The organism is Pseudomonas sp. NPDC089395, assembly GCF_044749525.1.
GTDB lineage: Bacteria > Pseudomonadota > Gammaproteobacteria > Pseudomonadales > Pseudomonadaceae > Aquipseudomonas.
Genome location: NZ_JBIVID010000006.1, coordinates 260084 through 282664 on the forward strand (window position 1 = coordinate 260084; position 22581 = coordinate 282664).

At 66.3% G+C, this 22581-nt stretch carries 22 protein-coding genes; 14 read left to right on the top strand and 8 right to left on the bottom strand.

Features of this window, described 5'->3' with window-relative positions; genetic code table 11:
• Positions 1 to 40: 40 nt before the first annotated feature.
• The 7 genes from ACIPZG_RS15770 to ACIPZG_RS15800 form a co-directional block, all read right to left on the bottom strand.
• Positions 41 to 1192: an acyl-CoA dehydrogenase family protein gene (locus tag ACIPZG_RS15770; RefSeq protein WP_400715237.1), complete on the bottom strand. Its 1152-nt coding sequence runs from the start codon at positions 1190 to 1192 to the stop codon at positions 41 to 43.
• 16 nt (positions 1193 to 1208) lie between these two features.
• Positions 1209 to 2279 carry an enoyl-CoA hydratase/isomerase family protein gene (locus ACIPZG_RS15775; protein WP_400715239.1) on the bottom strand — a complete coding sequence of 357 codons (1071 nt, stop codon included), beginning with the start codon at positions 2277 to 2279 and terminating at the stop codon, positions 1209 to 1211.
• A gap of 394 nt (positions 2280 to 2673) precedes the next feature.
• Positions 2674 to 3870: an MFS transporter gene (locus tag ACIPZG_RS15780; protein WP_400715241.1), complete on the bottom strand. Its 1197-nt coding sequence runs from the start codon at positions 3868 to 3870 to the stop codon at positions 2674 to 2676.
• Positions 3871 to 3944: 74 nt separating this feature from the next.
• Positions 3945 to 4985 carry a DUF3445 domain-containing protein gene (locus tag ACIPZG_RS15785; RefSeq protein ID WP_008091737.1) on the bottom strand — a complete coding sequence of 347 codons (1041 nt, stop codon included), beginning with the start codon at positions 4983 to 4985 and terminating at the stop codon, positions 3945 to 3947.
• Between the two features lie 17 nt (positions 4986 to 5002).
• On the bottom strand, positions 5003 to 5971 hold the full coding sequence (locus tag ACIPZG_RS15790; protein WP_008091738.1) for a PDR/VanB family oxidoreductase: 969 nt from the start codon (positions 5969 to 5971) through the stop codon (positions 5003 to 5005).
• Entirely contained in the window at positions 5968 to 6573 is a 606-nt protein-coding gene (locus ACIPZG_RS15795) for a dimethylamine monooxygenase subunit DmmA family protein (protein ID WP_400715243.1), read from the bottom strand. The genes ACIPZG_RS15790 and ACIPZG_RS15795 overlap by 4 nt, the downstream gene beginning before the upstream one ends.
• A 100-nt stretch (positions 6574 to 6673) precedes the next feature.
• Positions 6674 to 8098, bottom strand: coding sequence for a gamma-aminobutyraldehyde dehydrogenase (locus ACIPZG_RS15800; RefSeq protein ID WP_400715245.1), 1425 nt, complete (start codon positions 8096 to 8098; stop codon positions 6674 to 6676).
• A 236-nt stretch (positions 8099 to 8334) separates the two neighbouring features.
• Here ACIPZG_RS15800 and ACIPZG_RS15805 point away from each other — a divergent pair, with 236 nt between their 5' ends.
• The 11 genes from ACIPZG_RS15805 (at position 8335) to madM (ending at position 17235) form a co-directional block, all read left to right on the top strand.
• Positions 8335 to 9090: a FadR/GntR family transcriptional regulator gene (locus ACIPZG_RS15805; RefSeq protein WP_400715246.1), complete on the top strand. Its 756-nt coding sequence runs from the start codon at positions 8335 to 8337 to the stop codon at positions 9088 to 9090.
• A gap of 46 nt (positions 9091 to 9136) precedes the next feature.
• Positions 9137 to 9880 (top strand): cache domain-containing protein, encoded by a 744-nt coding sequence (locus tag ACIPZG_RS15810; protein WP_400715248.1) that lies wholly within the window; start codon positions 9137 to 9139, stop codon positions 9878 to 9880.
• Between the two features lie 111 nt (positions 9881 to 9991).
• Positions 9992 to 11653 (top strand): malonate decarboxylase subunit alpha, encoded by a 1662-nt coding sequence (gene mdcA / locus ACIPZG_RS15815; protein ID WP_400715250.1) that lies wholly within the window; start codon positions 9992 to 9994, stop codon positions 11651 to 11653.
• The gene (locus ACIPZG_RS15820; RefSeq protein ID WP_400715252.1) at positions 11653 to 12540 is read left to right on the top strand and encodes a triphosphoribosyl-dephospho-CoA synthase; all 888 of its coding nucleotides are present in this window, start codon (positions 11653 to 11655) and stop codon (positions 12538 to 12540) included. The genes mdcA and ACIPZG_RS15820 overlap by 1 nt, the downstream gene beginning before the upstream one ends.
• 1 nt (position 12541) lies before the next feature.
• Entirely contained in the window at positions 12542 to 12841 is a 300-nt protein-coding gene (locus ACIPZG_RS15825; protein ID WP_400715254.1) for a malonate decarboxylase subunit delta, read from the top strand.
• Positions 12834 to 13682: a biotin-independent malonate decarboxylase subunit beta gene (locus ACIPZG_RS15830; RefSeq protein WP_400715256.1), complete on the top strand. Its 849-nt coding sequence runs from the start codon at positions 12834 to 12836 to the stop codon at positions 13680 to 13682. The genes ACIPZG_RS15825 and ACIPZG_RS15830 overlap by 8 nt, the downstream gene beginning before the upstream one ends.
• The gene (mdcE, locus tag ACIPZG_RS15835; RefSeq protein ID WP_400715258.1) at positions 13679 to 14470 is read left to right on the top strand and encodes a biotin-independent malonate decarboxylase subunit gamma; all 792 of its coding nucleotides are present in this window, start codon (positions 13679 to 13681) and stop codon (positions 14468 to 14470) included. The genes ACIPZG_RS15830 and mdcE overlap by 4 nt, the downstream gene beginning before the upstream one ends.
• A gap of 1 nt (position 14471) precedes the next feature.
• Complete coding sequence (locus ACIPZG_RS15840) at positions 14472 to 15086, top strand: malonate decarboxylase holo-ACP synthase (RefSeq protein WP_400715260.1); 615 nt, start codon at positions 14472 to 14474, stop codon at positions 15084 to 15086.
• Positions 15083 to 16003 carry a malonate decarboxylase subunit epsilon gene (gene mdcH / locus ACIPZG_RS15845; RefSeq protein WP_400715262.1) on the top strand — a complete coding sequence of 307 codons (921 nt, stop codon included), beginning with the start codon at positions 15083 to 15085 and terminating at the stop codon, positions 16001 to 16003. The genes ACIPZG_RS15840 and mdcH overlap by 4 nt, the downstream gene beginning before the upstream one ends.
• 60 nt (positions 16004 to 16063) lie before the next feature.
• On the top strand, positions 16064 to 16465 hold the full coding sequence (gene madL, locus ACIPZG_RS15850; protein ID WP_028625380.1) for a malonate transporter subunit MadL: 402 nt from the start codon (positions 16064 to 16066) through the stop codon (positions 16463 to 16465).
• A 5-nt stretch (positions 16466 to 16470) separates the two neighbouring features.
• Entirely contained in the window at positions 16471 to 17235 is a 765-nt protein-coding gene (gene madM, locus ACIPZG_RS15855) for a malonate transporter subunit MadM (RefSeq protein ID WP_400639707.1), read from the top strand.
• A 119-nt stretch (positions 17236 to 17354) separates the two neighbouring features.
• On the opposite strand, the gene ACIPZG_RS15860 is transcribed toward madM, so the two are convergent.
• Positions 17355 to 18266, bottom strand: coding sequence for a LysR substrate-binding domain-containing protein (locus ACIPZG_RS15860; RefSeq protein WP_400715264.1), 912 nt, complete (start codon positions 18264 to 18266; stop codon positions 17355 to 17357).
• A gap of 438 nt (positions 18267 to 18704) precedes the next feature.
• Between ACIPZG_RS15860 and ACIPZG_RS15865 the strand changes: the two genes are divergently transcribed.
• The 3 genes from ACIPZG_RS15865 (at position 18705) to ACIPZG_RS15875 (ending at position 22512) form a co-directional block, all read left to right on the top strand.
• The gene (locus ACIPZG_RS15865; protein WP_400715266.1) at positions 18705 to 19553 is read left to right on the top strand and encodes a LuxR C-terminal-related transcriptional regulator; all 849 of its coding nucleotides are present in this window, start codon (positions 18705 to 18707) and stop codon (positions 19551 to 19553) included.
• Between the two features lie 64 nt (positions 19554 to 19617).
• Positions 19618 to 21108, top strand: coding sequence for an aldehyde dehydrogenase (locus ACIPZG_RS15870; RefSeq protein WP_400715268.1), 1491 nt, complete (start codon positions 19618 to 19620; stop codon positions 21106 to 21108).
• Between the two features lie 21 nt (positions 21109 to 21129).
• Positions 21130 to 22512, top strand: a complete 1383-nt coding sequence (locus ACIPZG_RS15875; RefSeq protein WP_008091765.1) for an aspartate aminotransferase family protein — start codon at positions 21130 to 21132, stop codon at positions 22510 to 22512.
• Positions 22513 to 22581 lie beyond the last annotated feature (69 nt).

Below are 22581 nucleotides of genomic sequence, written 5' to 3' on the forward strand. Positions count from 1 at the left end.
GCGCGCGATCTACGCATCCCCACCAATCCCAAGCCGAGCCCTACAACGGATAGTGCTTCAACTCCCGCGCAATCAGCATCCGCTGAATCTCGCTGGACCCTTCATAGATCTGGGTAATCCGCGCATCCCGGTAATGCCGCTCCACCGGGTAATCCTCCAGGTAGCCATACCCCCCATGCACCTGGATCGCCATCGAACAGACCCGCTCAGCCATCTCCGAGGCGAACAGCTTCGCCTGTGAAGCCTCCGACAAGCACGGCTTGCCAGCCGTGCGCAGGCGCGCGGCATGCAGAATCAGCAACCGCGCGGCATTCACCTGGACCTGCATGTCGGCCAGCAGGTTGGCGATGCTCTGGTGCTCGTTGATCGGCTTGCCGAACTGCACCCGGTCACGCGAGTACACCAGCGCCGCCTCGAACGCCGCACGGGCAATCCCCAGCGCCTGGGCGCCAATGCCGATACGCCCACCTTCGAGGTTGGACAGGGCAATGGCCAGGCCCTTGCCGCGCACCCCCAGCAGGTTGGCGGCAGGGATACGGCAGTTGTCGAAGGTCACGGCGCAGGTGTCGGAGGCGCGAATGCCCATCTTGTGTTCGCTGCGGTCGACCTTGAAGCCTGGGTTGTCGGTCGGCACCAGGAAGGCCGACAGGCCTTTCTTGCCCAGGTCCGGGTCGGTCACCGCAAAGACGATCGCCAAGCCCGCACGGCGGGCGTTGCTGACGAACTGCTTGGCGCCGTTGATCACCCATTCACCGTCAATCAGTTCGGCCCGGGTACGCAGGTTGTGCGCCTCGGAGCCAGCCTGCGGCTCGGTCAGGCAGAAGCAGCCGATCACCTCGCCACTGGCCAGTCGTGGCAGCCACGCCTGCTGTTGCTCAGGCGTGCCGTAGGCCAGCAGCGGGCCGCAGCCCACCGAGTTGTGGATGCTCATCATCGCCCCGGTAGCGCCGCAACCAGCGGCGATTTCCTCGACGGCCAGGGCATAGGCGACGTAGTCGGTGTAGCTGCCACCGAACGCCTCCGGCACCACCATGCCCAGCAGGCCCAGTTCGCCCATCTTGCGCACCACGCCGTCGTCGATCCAGCCGGCCTTTTCCCACGCCTGGGCGTGCGGGGCGATCTCGCCACGGGCGAAGTCCCGGGCCATGTCGCGGATCATGATCTGCTCTTCGCTCAGTTCCAGGTCTTGCATTGCTGTACTCCCGGGCTCACAGGCCTTCGAAGAATTGCTCGACCCGCTGGCGTTGCAGGCCGGCCAAGGTTGGCGGATTCCAGCGCGGCTGCTTGTCCTTGTCGATGATCAGGGCGCGCACGCCCTCGATGATGTCGCCGTACTGGAACCACTGGCGGTCCAGGTGCAGCTCCAGGGCGAAGCAGTCTTCCAGCGCCAGGTGACGGCCCCGGCGCAGCATTTCCAGAGTAACCGCCATCGCCAGCGGCGAGCGGCTTTCCAGCTGGTCGGCAGTGGCCAGGGCCCATTGATGGCTGTCGCCGAGGTTGACGGCACGCAGTTGTTCGATGATCGCCGCCGGGTCGGGCAGGGCGAAGAAGTGGTCGATGGCCGGGCGCAGCTTCTCCAGCGGCGCGTCGCCCAGGGTCTGGCTGCCGAGCTTGGCCAGCAGGTTCTGCAGGTCCTTGAGCGGCTGCTCGGTGAAGGTCAGGCGGTCCAGGCCTTCATCCAGCGCCGCGAGCTTGTCGCTGGGCAGGTACCAGTCGGCAAGCCCGCAGTACAGCGCGTCGTCGGCCTGGATCTGGGCACCGCTGACGCCCAGGTAGGTGCCCAGCTCGCCCGGAATGCGCGACAGGAAGTAGCTGCCGCCGACATCCGGGAAGTAGCCGATGCCGACCTCGGGCATGCCTAAGCGGCTGCGCTCGGTGACGATGCGCAGGTCGCAGCCCTGGGCCAGGCCCATGCCGCCACCGAGGGTGAAACCGTCCATCAGCACCAGCACCGGCTTGCGGTAGCGGTGGATCAGCAGGTCGAGGGCGTATTCCTCGACGAAGAAGTCTTCATGCAGCGTGTCGCCGGCCTTGTGGCTGTCGTACAGCGAGCGGATATCGCCACCGGCGCAGAAGCCCTTGGGGCCTTCGCCGCGCAGCACCACGGCCAGCACCTGCGGGTCTTCGGCCCAGCGGTCGAAGTGCTGGCGCAGGCTGCGCACCATGTCGAGGGTCAAGGCATTGAGGCCGGTGGGGCGGTTGAGGGTGAGGTGGCCAATCTGGTTGCGGACCTCGGCCAGTACATGAGCCGTTGCCGAGGTATGAGCGTGCGCGGTCATCGCGTTCTCCCTGCTTTGTTATTGATTTTCCAAGTGAAGTTTGGAGGGCGCTGGAGTATCGCGAGATCGTGGCATGCGAATTTGTCGTCCACAATCGGCAAAAATGCAGGGGTGGCCTGCATTTTTGCCTGGGTCGAGTTTTTCAGCGCGGTCAAGATCGAGCGCCGCCCGCGCGGCGCATCGCGGATAAATCCGCTCCTACATTTGTTGCAACGTACCACGGTCTGTCAGGCCATGGTTGCCCGCTTTGGGTGCCCGTCGAAAAATCGCGTCGTGCAAACAAGGCTGACAACCATGGCCTATCAGACATAGGCACGTTGCAACAAATGTAGGAGCGGATTTATCCGCGATGCGCCGCGCGGGCGGCGCTCGATCTCAACCGCGCCGCCGAACCTCAGGCGGTCGCCAGGACTGCAGGAACCTGCTCACGGCGAATGCTCGCCAAGGGGATAGCCACCAGCATCAACGTCAGCACCACGGTAACCCCAATGCCCCAGGCCGCCAGACTGAACCCGCCCAGCGAGATCAACCCCCCGGAAATCGCAGGCCCCACCGCCAGCCCCAGGCTAAGAAAGCTGCTCGCTGCAGCCACCACACGCCCTTCGCGGTCCAGCGCCGCAGCCAGCCCGGTCAGGTAGCTCAGGGCATAGAAGTAGGTGATGCAGATGGTCATCACACCGATGGTGTACATGGTCTTGGAGTGCTCGCCCAGCACGTAGCACAGGCTGGTCGCGCCGGTCAGCAGAATGGCCAGGATCACCGGAGTGCTGAGGCCGAAGCGCTTGCCGATCATCGCCGCCAGCAGCGGACCGATCAGGCCGACGAATGATTGGAACGACAGCAACACGCCCAGTTCGTCACCGTTGTAGCCGACCAGGGTGCCGATGCGCTCGACGAACGCCCAGCCCATGGTGTCGCGGGCCTGGAACACGAACATCGCCAGCATCATGCAGATGGCCGGCAGGCTCAGCAGCACATTGCCAGGGCCTTTGCGCGTCGCCACCGTCGCTTCGAGTACCGGTGCACGCTGCTCCATCACCGGGATCGCCAGCAGCATGACCGCCATGGTCGCGGCCATGGCGTTGTACAGCCCGGCCAGGCCGTACAGCGCCATGACCTTGGCGTAGCCGAGCATGACCACGATCATCAGCAGCACCGAGAGGATGTTCATGTGCCCGGCGATACGGTCGGGCTGCTTGGCACTGGCCACGCAGGCGTTGCCGCACGCCAGCGCAAGGCCCGCGCCGACCCCGGCCACACAGCGCACGGCGCCCAGGGCATAAAGGTCGGTCATGTGCGCACTGACCAGGTTGGCGGCGATCGCCAGCAGGGTGCCACCCAACGCCAGGGTTCGGCGTGGGGCGCGGCCCATGAGCGGCGCTACCAGCAGCGAGGCGAGCATGGTGAAGATGAATTCGGCCGACATCAGCAGCCCGGCCTGGGCCTCGTTGAGCTTGAGGTCATTGATGATCGCGCTGATCAGAAACGGTAGCGCCCAAAGACCGAGCAGGCCCACACCATAAGCGGAGGCGGCGGAAGAGAACACCAGGCTCCAGCTCTCGGGCAAGGCATTGCGTATTGTTGTTTTCATCGGGGTAATCCCTGGTTGGCATGCACAGCGTTACGAAAAAGCGCGCCAGTATGGCGCGCTCGTGGAGAAAAGGCTTACTGCTGCAGACTTTCGTCGACAGGCGTACCGTCGTCGTACTGCGACAGCCAGGTGACCATGGCGTCGCGGTAACGGGTGAAGCCCTTGTAGTCGACCAGTTCCTGGTCCAGGTCGCGGATCACCCGGTGCATGCGCTTGGCCCACTGCGGCGCGGCCTCGGCCAGCTCCTTGAGACTGACCAGGTAGGTGCGCACCGGGAACAGCACGGCGTTGCTGCGCGGCAGGCGGTGCAGCGGTTGCAGTTCGATGCGCAGGTTGACCAGCTCGCCGGCGTTTTCCGCGGTCACGGTGGTGCGGTCCGGGGCCCAGTCCGGCAGGGTCTCGGCCGAGGTTTCCAGGCGCGGGTTGACGGTGATCGACCAGTTGGTGCGGCGCACCGGGTGGCCTGGGCGCAGGCGCAGCAGGAATTTCAGCGCGCGCTGCAGGATGCCCATCTCGTGCAGTTTCGGCACCGGGCCGTGGAACTCCATGAAGCTCATGCCCAGGTTGAAGCGCAGCGAATAGTCGGCGCGCTGAGTGGCCATGCCGGCGCCCATCACCAGGGTCTCGTCACGCTCTTCGAGGAGGATGAATTCGCCCTGGGCCTGACGGGTGATGTATTCCATCGGCTCCATCGGCAGGGTGCTGGCGTCGCCGAAGGTGAAGGTCTGGTCGATCTGCAGCGGACGATTGATCCAGTGCCACTGGCTGCCGTTCTTCTCCAGGGTGAAGTGCTCGGGGAAGTCCCGCGAGTAGGACTCCATCAGCAGCTCCAGCAAGTCCCACTGCGCTTCCATCATGTGCGGCAGCGCGGCGTAGTGCACGCCCGGCTGGCTGTCGAGGGTCTGCGCGCGGTGGTGGCACTCGGAGATGTAGTGCTCGTCGATGTCGAACTGGGCGCGCAGGGCACCGACGCCGAACGGCACATGCGGCTCGACGTTCATCGAGTACATGTACTGGTCTTCCGGGTAGGGGAAGGGCAGGCGCAGGATGGCGTCGCGGCTGTTGCTGTAGGAGTAGTCGTCGGAATAGGTTTCGATCGGCTTGAACACGGTCATGGTTTCTTGTTCTCGTCTCAGAGGTCTACGACCAGGCGGCTGCAGGAGGCCCGGGATACGCACGGCATGAATTTGCGTTGGCTCAGCTTGTCTTCGTCGCTCAGCCAGTCGTCGCGGTGATCCAGCTCACCGTCGAGGTCCAGCACTTCGGTTTCGCAGTAACCGCAGGCACCGCCACGGCACAGGTAGGGCACCTTGTAGCCAGCCTGTTCGGCGGCTTCGAGCAGCGACTGGTCCGGCGGCACGTCGATGGTCACGCCCTGGCGGGCCAGGGTGACGCTGAACGGCTGGCCGGTGGAGCCTTGCTCGGTGAAGCGCTCGAAGTGGATGTGGCTGTCGGTCCAGCCCAGGGCGTGGGCGCTGTCGACGGTGTCGTCGATCATGCTGTCCGGGCCGCAGACGTAGACGTGGCTGCCCAGCGGACGCTCGGCGAGGATGCCGCGGATGTCCATGCGCTCATCCTGGCCTTGCACGTATAGATGCACACGGGCGCCATAGCGGGCTTGCAGTTCCAGGCCCAGCGCGGTGTGCTCCGGGCCGCGCACGGCCAGGTGCAGCTCGAAGCTGGCCTGCTTGGTATGCAGCTCTTCCATCTGCGAGTAAACCGGGGTAATCCCCACGCCACCGGCGATGAACACGTGCTGGCGGGCATGCTTGGCCAGCGGGAACAGGTTGGCCGGCTGCAGGATCTGCAGCAGCGCACCCTCTGTCACGGCTTCGTGCAGGTGACGCGAGCCGCCGCGGCCGTCTTCGACTCGGCGCACGGCGATCTGGTAGGCGCTGGAATCGTACGGCGAGCCCATCAGCGAATAGGCATTGCGATGGGTCTTGTCACCGTCCTGCATCACCACGACCACATGGCTGCCGCCAGAGAACGCCGGCAGGTGCTTGCCGTCCGGATCGACGAACGTGAAGCGCTTGATTTCCGGGGTGAGCGTCTCGATGCGGGTGACCCGCACGCTGAGGGTTCCGTTGTGGGTGTTCATGTGTCGAGCTCCTCGGCAGCTGGCATTTCGCCCGGGACTTCACCGTCAGCCTTGATACCCTGGAACGCAGCCAGGCGGCGGGAGTAGTGGTCGCGTACCACCAGGTCCAGCTGGCAGCCGGGGCAGGTGAAGACGCGGTGAGTGACGTTCTCGGTGTAGGTGTCGCAGTGGGCGCACCAGACGCGGCGAACCAGGGTGCCGCTGTGTTCGCGCAGCACTTCGTCACGGTTCAGGTCCACCGCGTTGGCGGCCTGCATGGTGGTGCCGATGAAGCTTTCCGAACCGCTCAGGTACAGGCGGGTGCCCATGTACGCGCTTTCCAGCAGGCGGCGCAGGCCGCCGATCAGCGCCTGGTTGGTGTCGAACACCTGCAGATCGCCCACCTGGGCCTGGCGCAGCTCAGCCAGGTGGTTGTGCCCGGAAAACGACTCGGTGGAGTAGAGCAGGGTGCTGGCCTGGCGCTGGCTGGGGGTCATGTCGCCGATCAGGCGCAGCATGGCCGCGCCGCCGCTGCCCTGGCCGGCGACCAGGTGGCGCAGGCCCCCTGTCATCGGTTGCAGGCGGTCATAGACCGGGCGGCTCTTGATGCCGGTGATAAGCATGGGTGTCACACCTCGTTCAGGTGATGGCAGGGCGCACGGTCAGTGCGTAAAGCCATATTACCTATTGTGTTATATGTTTTATGGCGAAAGCGAAGCTGGCTCAGTGCTTGAACATCACGTGGCGCACGCAGGTGTAGTCTTCCAGCCCGTACATGGACATGTCCTTGCCGTAGCCGGACTGCTTCATGCCGCCGTGGGGCATTTCGCTGACCAGCATGAAGTGCGTGTTGACCCAGGTGCAGCCGTACTGCAGGCGCGCGGCCAGGCGGTTGGCGCGGCCGACGTCACGGGTCCAGACCGACGAGGCGAGGCCGTAGTCGGAGTCGTTGGCAAAGGCCAGGGCCTGGGCTTCGTCGCTGAACGGGGTGACGCTGACCACCGGGCCGAAGACTTCGCGCTGGACGATCTCGTCGTCCTGGCGGGCATCGGCCAGCACGGTCGGCTCGAAGAAGTAGCCGGGGCCCGGTACACGGTTGCCGCCGGTGATGACGCGAATGTGCGGCTGCGCCTTGGCGCGCTCGACAAAACCTGCCACGCGCTCCAGGTGGTCGCGGGTGATCAGCGGGCCCAGCTCGGTTTGCGGGTCGTCCTGCAGGCCATGGCGAATGCTGCCGACCGCTTCGCCAAGCTTCTGCACGAAGGTCTCGTAGACGCCTTGCTGCACATACAGGCGGCAGGCGGCGGTGCAGTCCTGGCCGGCGTTGTAGAAGCCGAAGGCGCGGATGCCTTCGACCGCGGCGTCGATGTCGGCGTCGTCGAAGATCAGCACCGGGGCCTTGCCGCCCAGTTCCATGTGGGTGCGCTTCACGCTGCTGGCGGTGTTGGCGACGATGCGCGCGCCGGTGGCCACGGAGCCGGTCAGCGACACCAGGCGCACTTTCGGGTGGGTCACCAGCGGCTCGCCCACGCTCGGGCCTTTGCCGAAGAGGATGTTGACCACCCCGGCCGGGAACAGCTCGTTGATGATCTCGGCCAGCTTCAGTGCGGTCAGCGGGGTCTGCTCGGAAGGCTTGAGCACCACGCTGTTACCGGCGGCCAGGGCAGGGGCGAGCTTCCAGGCGACCATCATCAGCGGGTAGTTCCACGGCGCGATGGAGGCGATCACGCCCAGCGGGTCGCGGCGAATCATCGAGGTGTGGCCGGGCAGGTACTCGCCACCGGCCGAGCCGTTCATGCAGCGGCTGGCACCGGCAAAGAAGCGGAACACGTCGGCAACGGCGGGAATTTCGTCGTTGAGTGCGGCCTGGTAGGGCTTGCCGCAGTTCTGCGACTCCAGGTAGGCAAACACCTCGGCCTGCGCTTCGATCCGGTCGGCAAGCTTGAGCAGCAGGGCGGCGCGGTCCTTGGGCGGGGTTTGCGACCAGGCATCGAACGCCTGATCGGCCGCCTGCACAGCGGCATCCACCTGTGCACTGCTGGCTTCGTTGATTGTGACCATGACTTCGCCCAGGGAGGGGTTGTACACAGCATGGCTGGCGCCGTCACCTGCGATCAGCTGGCCGTTGATCAGTAGTTTCGTTTGCATGGCGGTTCCCTTGAGGGGTTTTATCGTTGTGGTAAACCGTAAACATATGAAAACATATCTTAATGTTTGAAGTTTGCCAACTCCCCTGGCGATAATAGGTCGTGCGCCGCATTCAAGCGGTTGCAGCGGCGTTGCAGCGACCGTATCAGCCACCGCCCATTCGCTATAAGATACGGAACTGAACGTTTAACCCGTTGCCCCAGGGCCTGGTCGAACACACTGAATAGGGAGAGTCAATGAGTGCCCTGAATACTGCCCGCAGCACCGCTTTCATTCGCCTGCGCCAGGAAGGCCGTACCGACGAAGTGGCGCGGCGACTGGTGGAGGCCATCGAACTGGGGCTGTTCACCGAAGGCCAGCAACTGCCCAGCGAAAGCGAACTGGCGCTGCAGTTGGGGGTGGCCACCGTAACCTTGCGCGAAGCGTTGGTGGTCCTGCGCCAGCGCGGGCTGATCGAAACCCGTCGCGGGCGCAACGGCGGCAGCTTCGTCTGCGCGCCGGTGGAACTGCCCGAGCCGCTGTTGCTGAGCCGCCTGCGCGAAATGAGCGGCCCCGACCTGCGCGACCTGGGCGATGAGCAAATGGCGATTTCCGGCACCGCCGCGCGCCTGGCCGCCCAGCGCAGCTCCCGCGAGCAACAGGCGCGCATCGCCCAGCACATCGAGTCGCTAAGGCAGGCCACCACCCGCCTGGCCCGGCACCGCGCCGATGCGCGGTTCCATATCGAAGTGGCGGCAGCGGCCCAGTCGTTGCGCCTGACCCATGCCGAGATGCGCCTGCAGTCGGAAGTCGGCGAGCTGCTGTGGATGGAGGCCGCCGGCGGCGGCGAAGTCAGCGTGATCGAACACGAGCACCGGGCGATTCTCGACGCCCTGGTCAATGGTGACGCGGTGCTGGCCGGCGCGCTGGCCGAGGCCCATGTCAGCCGCGGCATCAAGCGCCTGATGGCGCTGCGCCTGGAGTTGCTGGCCGGTGGCGAAACCCCGGCCTGACCCTTGACCACAACACTCTACAAAAATAACTGCGTGAGGAAATGCCATGTCTACCGCGATCGATAGCGACCCTCTGCTGCTGTGTGCCCAGCAGCTCAACAGCACGGTGGGCACCGTCTTTGGCCAGGTGCGGCAGTTGGTGGATGTGGCGGTCGAGCAGTGGACGCGGGTACTGGCCGAAGGGCGCCAGCCGGCCTCCAAGGACCTGGCCTTGCTGCGCCCGGCCATCGACGAGCAGCTGCTGGCCACCGGCGCGTTCGGTTGCGGGGGCGGGGTGATCGTCGAGCCCGGTTGCCTGGCGGACCGCGAAATGCACCTGGAATGGTGGTACCTGGCCGACGGCGGCAAGACCCTGCCGCTGCGCCCGAACTTCGACCGGCGCCGGGAAAACTTCTACGACTACACCAACATGCCCTGGTACGCGCGCCCGCGCGACTCGCGCAACAGCAGCGTCGAAGGCCCCTACGTCGACCTCTACGGCACCAACATGTACGTGCTGACCTTCACCATGCCGATCATTGTCGAGGGGCAATTCATTGGTGTCGCGGGGCTCGACCTGTCGCTGCACAACCTGGAGAAGATGCTGGTGTGCAGCCTCATGCGTCTTGAGCACGAAGCCGTATTGATCAGTGCCGATGGACGCATCATCGCCGCCAACACCGCCAACTGGATGGTCGGCGACCTGGCGCCGAAGCTGCTCGATCCCACGCCGCTTGGCGGCGTGCGCCTGGTCCTGGAAGAACCCGAGGCCGGCTGGTCGCTGATTCGCTTGCCATCCCCCCGGCGCTGAAAATCGCGTATCCGTTAACCTGAGCGTAACGAACGCGCACCCGGCTTGATTGATCGGGTTGGCTAGCCCGTCCTACTGTGCCTCCACGACAGCGAACCCGTGGAGTCACAAATGACCATAACGAAGAATCCACCGCCGCAATGGTCCAGGCGGCGCGCCGAGAAGCAGCGCCGCCTGGAACGCGTCCGCCACCTCGCCGACGGTGTGGTGCTGCCGACCGAGCGCATCGTCGAAGCCCTGGAACTGCTGATCGCCCCCGGCGACCGGGTGGTGCTCGAAGGCAACAACCAGAAGCAGGCCGACTTCCTCTCACGCGCCCTGGCCAAGGCCGACCCCGAACGCCTGCACGACCTGCACATGATCATGCCCAGTGTCAGCCGCGCCGAGCACCTGGACCTGTTCGAGCGCGGCATCGCGCGCAAGCTCGACTTCTCCTTCGCCGGCCCGCAGAGCCTGCGCATCGGCCAGTTGCTGGAAGACGGCCTGCTCGAAGTCGGCGCCATCCATACCTACATCGAGCTGTACTCGCGGCTGCTGGTCGACCTGATCCCCAACGTCACCCTGGTCGCCGGTTTCATGGCCGACCGCGAAGGCAACCTGTACACCGGCCCCAGCACCGAAGACACCCCCGCGCTGGTGGAGCCGGCCGCGTTCAGCGACGGCCTGGTGATTGCCCAGGTCAACCAGCTGGTGGACCGGGTCGACGACCTGCCACGGGTCGATATCCCGGCCTCGTGGGTGGATTTCGTGGTGGTCGCCGACCAGCCTTTCTACATCGAGCCGCTGTTCACCCGCGACCCGCGCCACATCAAGCCCGTGCACGTGCTGATGGCGATGATGGCGATCCGCGGCATCTACGAAAAACACCAGGTGCAGTCGCTGAACCACGGCATCGGCTTCAACACCGCCGCCATCGAGCTGATCCTGCCGACCTACGGCGAATCGCTGGGCCTGAAGGGCAAGATCTGCCGCAACTGGACCCTCAACCCGCACCCGACGCTGATTCCGGCCATCGAGACCGGCTGGGTCGAAAGCGTGCACTGCTTCGGCACCGAGCTGGGCATGGAAGATTACATCGCCCAGCGCCCGGACGTGTTCTTCACCGGCCGCGACGGCTCGTTGCGCTCGAACCGCATGATGTGCCAGCTGGCCGGGCAGTACGCGGTCGACCTGTTCATCGGCGCCACCTTGCAGGTCGATGGCGATGGCCATTCTTCCACCGTCACCCGTGGCCGCCTGGCCGGCTTCGGCGGGGCCCCGAACATGGGCCACGACCCTCGCGGACGCCGCCATGCGACCCCGGCCTGGCTGGACATGACCGTGCCCGACACGATGCTCGAACGCGGCCGCAAGCTGGTGGTGCAGATGGTCGAGACCTACCAGGAAGGCGGCAAGCCCACCTTCGTCGAGACCCTCGACGCGGTCGAGGTGGCGAAGAAGGCCGGCATGCCGCTGGCGCCGGTGATGATCTATGGCGACGACGTCACCCACCTGCTCACCGAAGAGGGCATCGCCTACCTGTACAAAGCGCGCAGCCTGGAAGAGCGCCAGCAGATGATCGCCGCCGTGGCCGGCGTCACCGCCATCGGCCTGCGGCACGACCCCAAGGACACCCTGCGCCTGCGCCAGCAAGGCCTGGTGGCCTTGCCTGAAGACCTCGGCATCCGCCGCACCGACGCCAGCCGCGAACTGCTCGCCGCGCGCAGCATCGCCGACCTGGTGGACTGGTCCGGCGGCCTCTACAACCCCCCCGCACGGTTCAGGAGCTGGTAATGAATGCCCTCAACACGCTCCCTGTGGGAGCCGGCTTGCCGGCGATAGGGCCAGCAAAAACAACCCCAATCCCGCTGACCGATCACCTGGCCGACCTAGCCGTTGAATCCCTGATCGACGAAGCCGAGCTCTCCCCCAAACCCGGCCTGGTCGACCGCCGCAGCAGCGGTGCCCACAGCGACATGACCCTGGCCCTGATGCACGCCTCGGCCCTGTCCTTGTGGCCCTGCCTGCGCCAGATGGCCGAAGCCGCCGAGCAGCATGGCCAGATCGGCGTCCCCCTGCGCGCCGCCTTGGGCCGCATCGGTCGCGACGGCGAGGCGGTCATGCTGACCACCACCGGCGGCGTCAACACCCACCGTGGCGCAATCTGGGCCCTGGGCCTGCTGGTGGCAGCCCGCGCCCTGGACACCCGCGCCGATGCCGCCTCGGTGGCAGCCCGCGCCGGCCGTATCGCCCTGATCGACGACCCGCAAGCCATTGCCCCCGACAGCCACGGCAACCAGGTACGCCGCCGTTACGGCGCCAGCGGTGCCCGCGAACAGGCCCAGCAAGGCTTCCCCGCGGTCATCGAACACGGCCTGCCGCAACTGCGCCGTAGCCGCGCCGCCGGTGCCAGCGAAAACCACGCCCGGCTCGATGCCTTGCTGGCGATCATGGCCGCCCTGAGCGACACCTGCGTGCTCTGGCGCGCAGGCCCACAAGGCCTGCAAGCGCTGCAGCAGGGCGCCCGTGCCGTACTCGCCGCTGGCGGTTGCGCCAGCCTTGACGGGCGCCGCCAGCTGCGCCTGCTCGACACCCAGTTGTTGCACATGAATGCCTCGCCAGGAGGCGCCGCCGATCTGCTGGCCGCCTGCCTGTTCCTCGACAAGACCGGGAGCCTGTGACATGGAAACCCTGACCTTTCAATTCCCCGCCGCCGAACCTGGCCGTGGCCGCACCCTGGTCGGTTGCGTCAGCTCCGGCGACCTGGAAGTGCTGATCGAACCCGGCACCCCCGGCCAACTGGACATCCAGGTGGTGACCTCGGTCAACGGCAGCAGCGCCCGCTGGAGCCAGCTGTTCCAGCGCCTGTTCGACGGCCGCAGCGTGCCGGCCGTGAAGATCGACATCCATGATTTCGGCGCCACCCCCGGCGTGGTGCGCCTGCGCCTGGAGCAAGGTTTCGAGGAGATCGGCCATGACTGACATCGCACGTCTGCTGCAGAGCCGCAGCTTCGTCGAACTGGGTGCACGCCAGCGCGCCCGTGCCTTGCTCGACCCCGGCAGTTTCCGCGAACTGCTTGGCCCATTCGAACGGCTGATGTCGCCCTGGCTGCCGCGTCAGGGCATCGTGCCCCAGGCCGACGACGGCGTGGTCATTGCCAAGGGCCTGCTCGAGGGCCGCAACACCGTCATCGCCGCCATCGAAGGCGCCTTCCAGGGCGGCAGCATGGGGGAGGTGGGTGGGGCCAAGATTGCCGGCGCTCTGGAGCTGGCCATCGAAGACAACCGCAACGGCATCCCCACCTGCGCCGTGCTGCTGCTGGAAACCGGCGGTGTGCGCCTGCAGGAGGCCAACCTGGGCCTGGCGGCGATTGCCGAGATCCAGGCAGCCATCGTCGAGCTGCGTGCCTATCAGCCGGTGGTCGGTCTGGTCGCAGGCTCGGTCGGCTGCTTCGGCGGCATGTCCATCGCTGCCGGCCTGTGCAGCCACCTGCTGGTCACCCGCGAAGCGCGCCTGGGCCTCAACGGCCCGCAAGTGATCGAACAGGAAGCCGGCATTGCCGAGTACGACGCCAAGGACCGCCCGTTCATCTGGAGCCTGACCGGTGGCGAGCAGCGCCATGCCAGCGTCCTGGTGGACGGCTACGTGGCTGACGATGTCGACAGCATTCGCCAGCAGTTGCTGCAGCTGCTGGACACCGCGCCCGCCGACCGCGCCGGCCAGCACGCCTGGTACCTGGAGCGGCTGGCAAGCCTGGGCGACGACTGCCCGCAACTGGATGCCGCCGCCGTGCGCGCCCTTTACCAAGGAGATGCCCCATGAACCGTGCCTTGAACTGGCTGCCGGGCCTGGCCGGTGGCGAAGCCCTGCTGGGCTATCCCGCCTCGGTGAAGGTCATCGACGGCGAACTGGACCACCGCCTGGCGCGCTTCATCGCCGTGGTGCCGGATGCGCACAACCCGTTCCCCCGCGCCCGCTCAGGCGAGGTCGGCCTGCTCGAAGGCTGGGGCCTGGCCAAGGCGGTGAGCGAGGCGGTCGAGCTGGACCGCGATGGCGAGAAACGCGCCATCGTCGCGGTCATCGATGTGCCGAGCCAGGCCTATGGCCGTCGTGAGGAGGCACTGGGTATCCACCAGGCCCTGGCCGCAGCCGTGCAGGCCTATGCCCAGGCGCGACTGGCCGGGCACCCGGTCATCGGCCTGCTGGTGGGCAAGGCCATGTCTGGCGCCTTCCTTGCCCATGGTTATCAGGCACAACGGCTGATCGCCCTGGATGACAGTGGGGTGATGGTGCACGCGATGGGCAAGGCGGCAGCGGCGCGCATCACCTTGCGCAGCGTCGAACAGCTCGAAGCCCTGGCCGCCGACGTGCCGCCCATGGCCTATGACTTGGCCAGCTATGCCTCGCTGGGCCTGCTGTGGCGGCGCCTTGGCGTAGAAAACGCTGACGCGCCGAGTGCAGCCGACCTGGCGCAGGTCCGCGCCTGCCTGGCCGAGGCGGTGCGCGATATCGGCGGTTCGACCGACCTGTCTTCACGCCTGGCCGGTGAGCATCGCAGCGCCTCCCGTGAGGTGCGTGCACGCCTGCGCAGCCAATGGCAGGAGGCCTGAGATGAACGCCCCGCAGCCCCATGACCTGCTTTGGGGGATGACCCCGGCGGCGTTGCCTGCCGATGCCCCGGCCTGGGTCGCCCAGGTGCTCGCGGCCGGGCAGCCCGTGGTGGTGCGGCGTGCCGTGTGCGCCGCAGGCTGGTTAGCAGTGGGCGTGCGTGGGCAGGGGCGGGCGCAGCGCCTGGGCGTGGAAATGCGGCTGGCCGACATCTGTCGCCAGCTGAGCCCCGAAGCATTGCGCTGGCAGGGCTCCAGCCCTTGGGCTGCGTTGCAGGCACTGGCAAGCGTGGCGCCTGTACTCGACGCCTTCGGGCTGGAGTGGGGGCCAACGGGCGGGGTGGGTTACCAGCTGGCGACCGGGGTCGATGTGCTGCACGCGGCCAGCGACCTCGACCTGGTGATCCGCACTTCCAAGCCTTTGGCGCGGGCCAAGGCACGCGAGCTGCTGGATATCCTCGACTGCGGCCCGTGCCGCATCGATGTGCAACTGGAAACCCCGACCGGTGCCGTCGCCCTGCGCGAATGGGCCGGGGTGGCGCGGCGCGTGCTGCTCAAGTCGGCGCTGGGGGCACGGCTGGTGGCCGACCCGTGGAACCGGCTGGAGTGCGCAGCGTGAGCAGCCTGTTCGCCTTCCCTGGCCAGGGCGCCCAGCAGGCGGGGATGCTGCAGCGCCTGCCCGAGGGCAGCGCAGCGCTGCTGGAGGAGGCCAGCGATGTACTGGGCGAGCGGGTGCTCACGCTGGACAGCCCGCAGGCCCTGCAGGGCACCCGCGCCGTGCAGCTGTGCCTGCTGCTGACCGGGGTGGCCTGGGCGCGCTGGTTGATGCAGCGCAGCCCGGCGCCCGACTATGTGGCGGGGTTGTCGATTGGCGCCTATCCCGCTGCCGTCGCCGCCGGCGCCCTGGCGCTGCCGGACGCCGTGCGCCTGGTGGCGCTGCGGGGTGAGCTGATGCAGCGCGCCTACCCTCAGGGTTACGGCATGACTGCCCTGAGCGGCCTCGACCAAGCCAGCGTCGAGCACTTGCTGGCAGAGGTGGGCGGCGAGGTCTACCTGGCCAACCTCAACAGCGATAACCAGATCGTCATTGCCGGCAGCGACACGGCCATGGCCGAGGTCGCCGCCCGTGCCCGCAGCCGTGGCCAGGGTGTGGCCCGGCGTCTGGCGGTCAGCGTGCCATCCCATTGCGCCTTGCTCGACGGCCCGGCCGCCGAGCTGGCGGCGGCCTTCGCCGACGTTGAACTGCGCCGCCCGCGCATCACCTACCTGAGCGGCAGCAGCGCCCGGCCGATCCACGACCCGCAGCGCCTGCGCGACGACCTCGCCGGCAACATGGCGCGGTTGGTGAATTGGCGTGCTACGGTGCGCAACGCCTATGAACGCGGGGTGCGCCTGCACCTGGAGATGCCCCCTGGCAGCGTGCTCAGCGGCCTGGCCCGGCCGGTGTTCGAACAGGGCAGGGTGGTGGCGGTGGAACAGACCCGACCCGACAGCATCGACGCCCTGTTGCGTCAGGAGGGCCGCCAGCGCCGATAACTGCCGTGTTTTTCGAAGGACAACAACAAGCAACTTCGACCCAACGCGAGGACAACAACAATGATTATCTACGGTGTGGCCTTCCTGGCCCTGTGTACCCTTGTCGGCCTGTTCATCGGCGAACTCCTGGGCAAGCTCCTGGGGGTGCCGGCCAACGTCGGCGGCGTCGGCATCGCCATGCTCCTGCTGATCTTCATCGGCAGCTACCTCAGCAAGCGCGGCTTGATCAAGCCCAAGTCCGAGCAAGGCGTGGAGTTCTGGAGCGCCATCTACATCCCCATCGTGGTGGCCATGGCGGCCCAGCAGAACGTGCTCGGGGCACTCTCCGGCGGCCCCATGGCGATCCTGGCCGGCGTGGTGGCCGTGGTCGCGAGCTTCGCCATGGTCCCGCTGCTCGACCGCATCGGGCAAAAGAAGCCTGAGGCGGGCACCGACAAATCCCTGACTGCCCCACAACGGTGACCGCCATGTACGAATCCATGATGAAAGTGATCAACGGTTATGGCCTGGTCAGCGGTTTTGCCGTCATCGGCGTGACCATGTGGTTGTCCTACTGGTTCTCCGACAAGATCACCCGGGGGCGCCTGCACGGCTCGGCCATCGCGATTTTCCTGGGCCTGGTGTTGTCCTATGTGGGCGGGGTGATGACCGGCGGGCAGAAAGGGCTGGTGGACATTCCGTTGCTGTCAGGCATCGGGCTGCTGGGTGGCGCGATGCTGCGTGATTTCGCCATCGTCGCCACGGCGTTCGGCGTCAATATCGAGGAACTCAAGCGGGCCGGGGTGTCTGGCGTGGTGTCGCTGTTCTTTGGGATCGGCACGTCGTTCGTTGCCGGGGTCGGGGTGGCCATGGCTTTCGGCTACACCGATGCCGTCAGCCTGACGACCATTGGCGCCGGTGCCGTGACCTACATCGTCGGCCCGGTGACCGGTGCGGCGATCGGAGCGAGTTCCGAAGTGATGGCGCTGTCGATCGCCGCGGGGTTGGTCAAGGCGATCCTGGTGATGGTGGTGACGCCGTTCGTGGCACCGATGATCGGGCTGAACAACCCACGCACGGCGGTGATTTTTGGTGGTCTGATGGGCACATCCAGTGGCGTGGCCGGCGGCCTGGCGGCGACCGATCCGAAGCTGGTGCCCTACGGCTGCCTGACGGCGGCATTCTATACCGCCCTGGGGTGCCTGCTGGGGCCATCGCTGTTGTTCTTCTGCATGCGTGGATTGGTGGGCTGACGAACCTGGGGCTGCTTTTTTGCAGCCCATCGCCGGCAAGCCGGCTCCCACAGGTACAGCACAAGGCCTGAGCGCGATGCTGTACCTGTGGGAGCTGGCTTGCCAGCGATGGCCGCACCTCAATTCTCCCGGCTGTACATCCGGCATTCAGCCAGCAACGCCAACAGATTCGGCTCCCGCTCCCGAGCTTTCAGAAACACCACCCCGATATGCTGCTGCAACCGATACCGCGCCTGCAGCGCAATCAACTTCACCCGGTTCTCGTAAACCGCCGCAATCCTTCCTGGCAACAGCGCAAACCCCACCCCCGAACTGACCATGCTGAGCAAGGTGAAGATATCGTTCACCTGCATCGCCACCTTCGGCTCGAACCCCGCCTGCTGGAACACGCGCGCACCATCACGGTGGGTGGCGAACCCCTGGGTCAGGGTAATGAAGGTGGAGTCGGCCAGGTCCGCGAGGTCGACTTCCTGCTGTTCGGCGAACGGCGAGTCGGTGGGCACGGCCAGGAAGATGTCGTCGGAAAACAGCGGCAACTGCTCGCAGGCAGGGTCGGCCACGCTTTCGTCCAGCGATACCAGGATCGCCTCCAGTTCGTGGTTCTTCAGGCGCTGCAGCAAATCGATGTTCGAGCCCAGGGTCAGGTCGATGTTCAGCTCGCTGCGCCGCAGCTTCAGGCCCATCACCAGCTTCGGCACGGTTTTCACGGTCAGCGAGTACAGGGCCCCCAGGCGAAAACGCTCGGCGTAGAAGCCGGCGGCCTCGCGGGTCTGGCGCACCATCTGTTCGGCGTCCTGGATCAGCTGGCGGGCCTTTTTCTCCAGCACGTAGGCGCTTTCCAGCGGGATGAGTTGCCGGCCTTCGTGCTTGAACAGCGGGCAGCGCAGGGCGCTTTCCAGGGAATGGATGGCCCGGTGCACGCTGACCGCACTGGTGGACAGCTCGGCGGCGGCGCGGCCGAGGTTGCCGCAGCGCATGAAGGCGAGGAAGGTCTCGAGCTTTTTCAGGGTCAGTTCTTCGTCGATCAGCATGGGGCGGGGGGTCGCAGAGGATGGGCGGATAATGATGACATAGGGGCGGAATGTGCGTGGGTGTTGTGGGTGGAAGGGTTGAGATTTTTTGTGGTCATGAGATCGAGCGCCGCCCGCGCGGCGCATCGCGGATGAATCCGCTCCTACATTTGTTGCAACGTGCCTATGCCTGATAGGCCATGGTTGTCAGCCTTGTTTGTACGACGCGATATTGCGGCGGGCGCCAAAGGCGGACAACCATGGCCTGACAGACTGTGGCACGTTGCAACAAATGTAGGAGCGGATTCATCCGCGATGCGCCGCGCGGGCGGCGCTCGATCTCATGGGCGCCCCAAAAACCACGCCATGCACCCCAGGCTCACCCCGAAGGGTGATGGCCGCCCCCCTCAACCCATGCAAGAATCCCAACCACAACAACCCCGACATGGGACCACGACAATGAGCAAAGACCGGCTGAAATCGCCCGACTGGTACGCGCAGATGGCGCGTGTCATCGACGCCCAGGGCGCGCCGGGCTTCGTCGAGTCACTGTTCGCCGCACTCAAGCTGCTCGCCCCGTGCCAGGCCATCACGGTGTTCCTGTACCCGCGCAAGGGCCTGCCCTCGGCGCTGTTCGTCAAGGACGAGGAGGGCCCGTGGCTGCCTGAAGGCAATGTGCAGCGTTACCTTGAAGGCTATTACCTGCTATGCCCGTTCTACCGCGCCTGCATGGACGGCGTGGCGCCCGGTTGCTACCGCCTGAGCGATGTCGCGCCCGACCACTTCAAGCGCAGCGAGTACTACCTGGCGTTCTACCAGCACGCGCACCTGGAGGACGAGCTGAACTTCATCGTCCCGCTGGATGAGCACCTGACCATCGCCGTGGCCCTGGCCAGCACCCAGCGCCTGGACCGCCAGCAGGTCAACGACCTCAAGTGCGTGGCACCGTGGGTGGTGGCCGTGGTGCGCCGGCAATGGGGCCATCTGGACATCGACGCCCTCGGCGGGCGCTTCGAGAGTGCCCTGGGCCGGCAGATCAACGCGGCGCTGAACAACTTCGGCTCGTCGTTGCTCACCGAGCGCGAATGCCGCATCGCCCAGTACCTGCTGCGCGGCCACTCGACCCGTTCGCTGGCCGAGCGCCTGGGGATCAGCGAAGACACGGTCAAGACCCACCGCAAGAACCTCTACACCAAGCTCGACATCGCCAAGCAGTCCGAACTGTTCTCGCTGTTCATCGACTCCTTGGCCCAGGCCCAGGAAGGCCTGAGCAAGGACCCGCTGGAAAGCTACCTGCGAAGGCGCTGACGCCCGCGCGACACCTCATTCGAACGACAAACCGGCCGCCCGCGCGGCCGCAAGGGAGACCTGCGTGCACACGAAAAGCGATTGGCAGCAGCGCGCTGCTCGGCAAAGCTTCATCACCTCGGCGCTGATCGATGGCCGCCCGCTGTCGGCCCGCTCCGGGGAAACCTTTGCCGCCATCAACCCGGCCACCCAGCAACTGCTGGCCCAGGTGGCTGCCTGCGGCGAGGCCGAAATCGATCAGGCGGTGCGTTCGGCGCGCCGCGCTTTCGAACAAGGCCCCTGGGCGCGCATGGCACCCTCGGCGCGCAAGCAGGTGCTGTTGCGCCTGGCCGAGCTGATGATGGCCCACCGCGAAGAACTGGCCTTGCTCGACTCGCTGAACATGGGCAAGCCGGTGATGGACGCCTACACCATCGACGTGCCCGGCGCCGCCAACGTGTTCGCCTGGTACGGCGAGGCACTGGACAAGGTCTACGACCAGGTCGCGCCGACTGCCGCCAATGCCCTGGCCACCATCACCCGTGAGGCACTGGGCGTGATCGGTGCCGTGGTGCCGTGGAATTTCCCGCTGGACATGGCCGCCTGGAAAGTTGCCCCGGCCTTGGCGGCCGGCAACAGCGTGGTGCTCAAGCCCGCCGAGCAGTCGCCGTTCTCGGCCTTGCGCCTGGCCGAACTGGCCCTGGAGGCGGGCGTGCCGGAAGGTGTGCTCAACGTGGTGCCGGGCCTGGGCGAAAGCGCTGGCCGCGCCCTGGGCCTGCACCCGGACGTGGACTGCCTGGTGTTCACCGGCTCCACCCAGGTCGGCAAGTACTTCATGCAGTACTCGGCGCAGTCCAACCTCAAGCAGGTGTGGCTGGAGTGCGGCGGCAAAAGCCCGAACCTGGTGTTCGATGACTGCCAGGACCTGGACCTGGCCGCCGAGAAGGCCGCGTTCGGCATCTTCTTCAACCAGGGCGAAGTGTGCTCGGCCAACTCGCGGCTGTACGTGCAGCGCTCGATCCACGACGAATTCGTCGAGCGCCTGCTGGCGAAAGCCCGCAACTGGCTGCCTGGCGACCCGCTGGACCCGGCCAGCCGCGCCGGCGCCATCGTCGACAGCGCCCAGAGCGCACGCATCATGGCCGCCATCGAGCAGGGCCAGGGCGACGGTGCACGCCTGCTGTGCGGCGGCCAGCGCCTGAGCTTCAACGGCTCGGACAACTTCATTGCACCGACCGTGTTCAGCGACGTGCGCCCGGACTCGGCCTTGGCCCGCGAGGAAATCTTCGGCCCGGTGCTGGCGATCACCGCCTTCGACGACGAAGCCCAGGCCCTGCGCCTGGCCAACGACAGCGTCTACGGCCTGGCTGCCTCGGTGTGGAGCGACGACCTCAACCGCGCTCACCGCGTGGCTCGCCAGCTCAAGGCCGGCACCGTGTCGGTGAACACGGTCGACGCCCTGGATGTGGCGGTGCCGTTTGGCGGCGGTCGCCAGTCGGGCTTTGGCCGCGACCTGTCGCTGCACGCTTTCGACAAATACACCCAGCTCAAGACCACCTGGTTCCAGCTGCGCTGACCTACATCACGGAGAACGACAATGAACGCACCTTTCCAGCCGCAACGCGAAACCCGCGATTACCAGGCCAGCGACGCGGCCCACCACATCCACGCCTTCCTCGACCAGAAGGCGCTGAACGCCGAAGGCCCGCGCGTCATCACCCGGGGTGAAGGCCTGTACCTGTGGGACAACGACGGCCGCCGCTACCTGGACGGCATGTCTGGCCTGTGGTGCACCCAGCTCGGTTACGGCCGCAAGGACCTGACCGCCGCCGCCGCCACGCAGATGGACCAGCTGGCCTACTACAACATGTTTTTCCACACCACCCACCCGGCGGTGATCGAACTGTCAGAGCTGCTGTTCAGCCTGCTGCCGGGCCACTACAGCCACGCGATCTACACCAACTCTGGCTCCGAAGCCAACGAGGTGCTGATCCGCACCGTGCGCCGCTACTGGCAGGTGGTCGGGCAGCCGAGCAAGAAGATCATGATCGGTCGCTGGAACGGCTACCACGGCTCGACCCTGGCCGCCACCGCGCTGGGCGGCATGAAGTTCATGCACGAGATGGGCGGGATGATCCCTGATGTTGCGCACATCGACGAGCCGTACTGGTACGCCGAGGGCGGCGAGCTGACCCCGGCCGAGTTCGGCCGCCGCTGCGCGCTGCAGCTGGAAGAGAAGATCCTCGAACTGGGCGCCGAGAACGTCGCAGGCTTTGTCGCCGAGCCGTTCCAGGGCGCTGGCGGCATGATCTTCCCGCCGGAAAGCTACTGGCCGGAAATCCAGCGCATCTGCCGCCAGTACGACGTGCTGCTGTGCGCCGACGAAGTGATCGGTGGCTTTGGCCGCACTGGCGAATGGTTCGCCCATGAGTATTTCGGCTTCGAGCCCGACACCCTGTCCATCGCCAAGGGCCTGACCTCGGGCTATGTGCCCATGGGTGGCCTGGTGTTGAGCAAGCGTATCGCCGAGGCACTGGTGGAGCGCGGCGGGGTGTTCGCCCACGGGCTGACTTATTCCGGGCACCCGGTGGCGGCGGCGGTGGCGATTGCCAACCTCAAGGCGCTGCGTGACGAAGGGATCGTGCGCCAGGTGAAGGACGATACCGGGCCGTACCTGCAGCGGATTCTGCGCGAGGTGTTCGCCAACCATCCATTGATTGGCCAGGTGCAGGGGGCCGGGTTGGTGGCGGCGTTGCAGTTCGCCGAGGACAAGGGCAGCCGCAAGCGCTATGCCAACGAGAACGATCTGGCTTGGCAGTGCCGGACGTATGGCTTTGAGGAGGGGGTGATCATTCGCTCGACCCTGGGCCGGATGATCATGGCGCCGGCGCTGGTGGCCAAGCGTAGCGAGCTGGATGAGCTGGTGGAGAAGACCCGCATCGCCGTGGACCGCACTGCACGGGGCTTGGGGATTCTCTGAGGCTGTAAAAGGGGCCGCTTCGCGGCCCATTCGCTGTAGGAGCGGCCTTGTGTCGCGAAAGGGCCGCAA

Coding starts and splice junctions, on each gene's coding strand:
- ACIPZG_RS15865 (WP_400715266.1), top strand. CDS start 18,705: ATGAGCAAAGACCGGCTGAAATCGCCCGACTGGTACGCGCAGATGGCG.
- ACIPZG_RS15790 (WP_008091738.1), bottom strand. CDS start 5,971: ATGAACACCCACAACGGAACCCTCAGCGTGCGGGTCACCCGCATCGAG.
- madL (WP_028625380.1), top strand. CDS start 16,064: ATGATTATCTACGGTGTGGCCTTCCTGGCCCTGTGTACCCTTGTCGGC.
- ACIPZG_RS15780 (WP_400715241.1), bottom strand. CDS start 3,870: ATGAAAACAACAATACGCAATGCCTTGCCCGAGAGCTGGAGCCTGGTG.
- ACIPZG_RS15810 (WP_400715248.1), top strand. CDS start 9,137: ATGTCTACCGCGATCGATAGCGACCCTCTGCTGCTGTGTGCCCAGCAG.
- ACIPZG_RS15775 (WP_400715239.1), bottom strand. CDS start 2,279: ATGACCGCGCACGCTCATACCTCGGCAACGGCTCATGTACTGGCCGAG.
- madM (WP_400639707.1), top strand. CDS start 16,471: ATGTACGAATCCATGATGAAAGTGATCAACGGTTATGGCCTGGTCAGC.
- ACIPZG_RS15875 (WP_008091765.1), top strand. CDS start 21,130: ATGAACGCACCTTTCCAGCCGCAACGCGAAACCCGCGATTACCAGGCC.
- ACIPZG_RS15785 (WP_008091737.1), bottom strand. CDS start 4,985: ATGACCGTGTTCAAGCCGATCGAAACCTATTCCGACGACTACTCCTAC.
- ACIPZG_RS15805 (WP_400715246.1), top strand. CDS start 8,335: ATGAGTGCCCTGAATACTGCCCGCAGCACCGCTTTCATTCGCCTGCGC.
- mdcA (WP_400715250.1), top strand. CDS start 9,992: ATGACCATAACGAAGAATCCACCGCCGCAATGGTCCAGGCGGCGCGCC.
- ACIPZG_RS15825 (WP_400715254.1), top strand. CDS start 12,542: ATGGAAACCCTGACCTTTCAATTCCCCGCCGCCGAACCTGGCCGTGGC.
- ACIPZG_RS15800 (WP_400715245.1), bottom strand. CDS start 8,098: ATGCAAACGAAACTACTGATCAACGGCCAGCTGATCGCAGGTGACGGC.
- ACIPZG_RS15820 (WP_400715252.1), top strand. CDS start 11,653: ATGAATGCCCTCAACACGCTCCCTGTGGGAGCCGGCTTGCCGGCGATA.
- ACIPZG_RS15840 (WP_400715260.1), top strand. CDS start 14,472: ATGAACGCCCCGCAGCCCCATGACCTGCTTTGGGGGATGACCCCGGCG.
- ACIPZG_RS15860 (WP_400715264.1), bottom strand. CDS start 18,266: ATGCTGATCGACGAAGAACTGACCCTGAAAAAGCTCGAGACCTTCCTC.
- ACIPZG_RS15770 (WP_400715237.1), bottom strand. CDS start 1,192: ATGCAAGACCTGGAACTGAGCGAAGAGCAGATCATGATCCGCGACATG.
- mdcE (WP_400715258.1), top strand. CDS start 13,679: ATGAACCGTGCCTTGAACTGGCTGCCGGGCCTGGCCGGTGGCGAAGCC.
- ACIPZG_RS15795 (WP_400715243.1), bottom strand. CDS start 6,573: ATGCTTATCACCGGCATCAAGAGCCGCCCGGTCTATGACCGCCTGCAA.
- ACIPZG_RS15830 (WP_400715256.1), top strand. CDS start 12,834: ATGACTGACATCGCACGTCTGCTGCAGAGCCGCAGCTTCGTCGAACTG.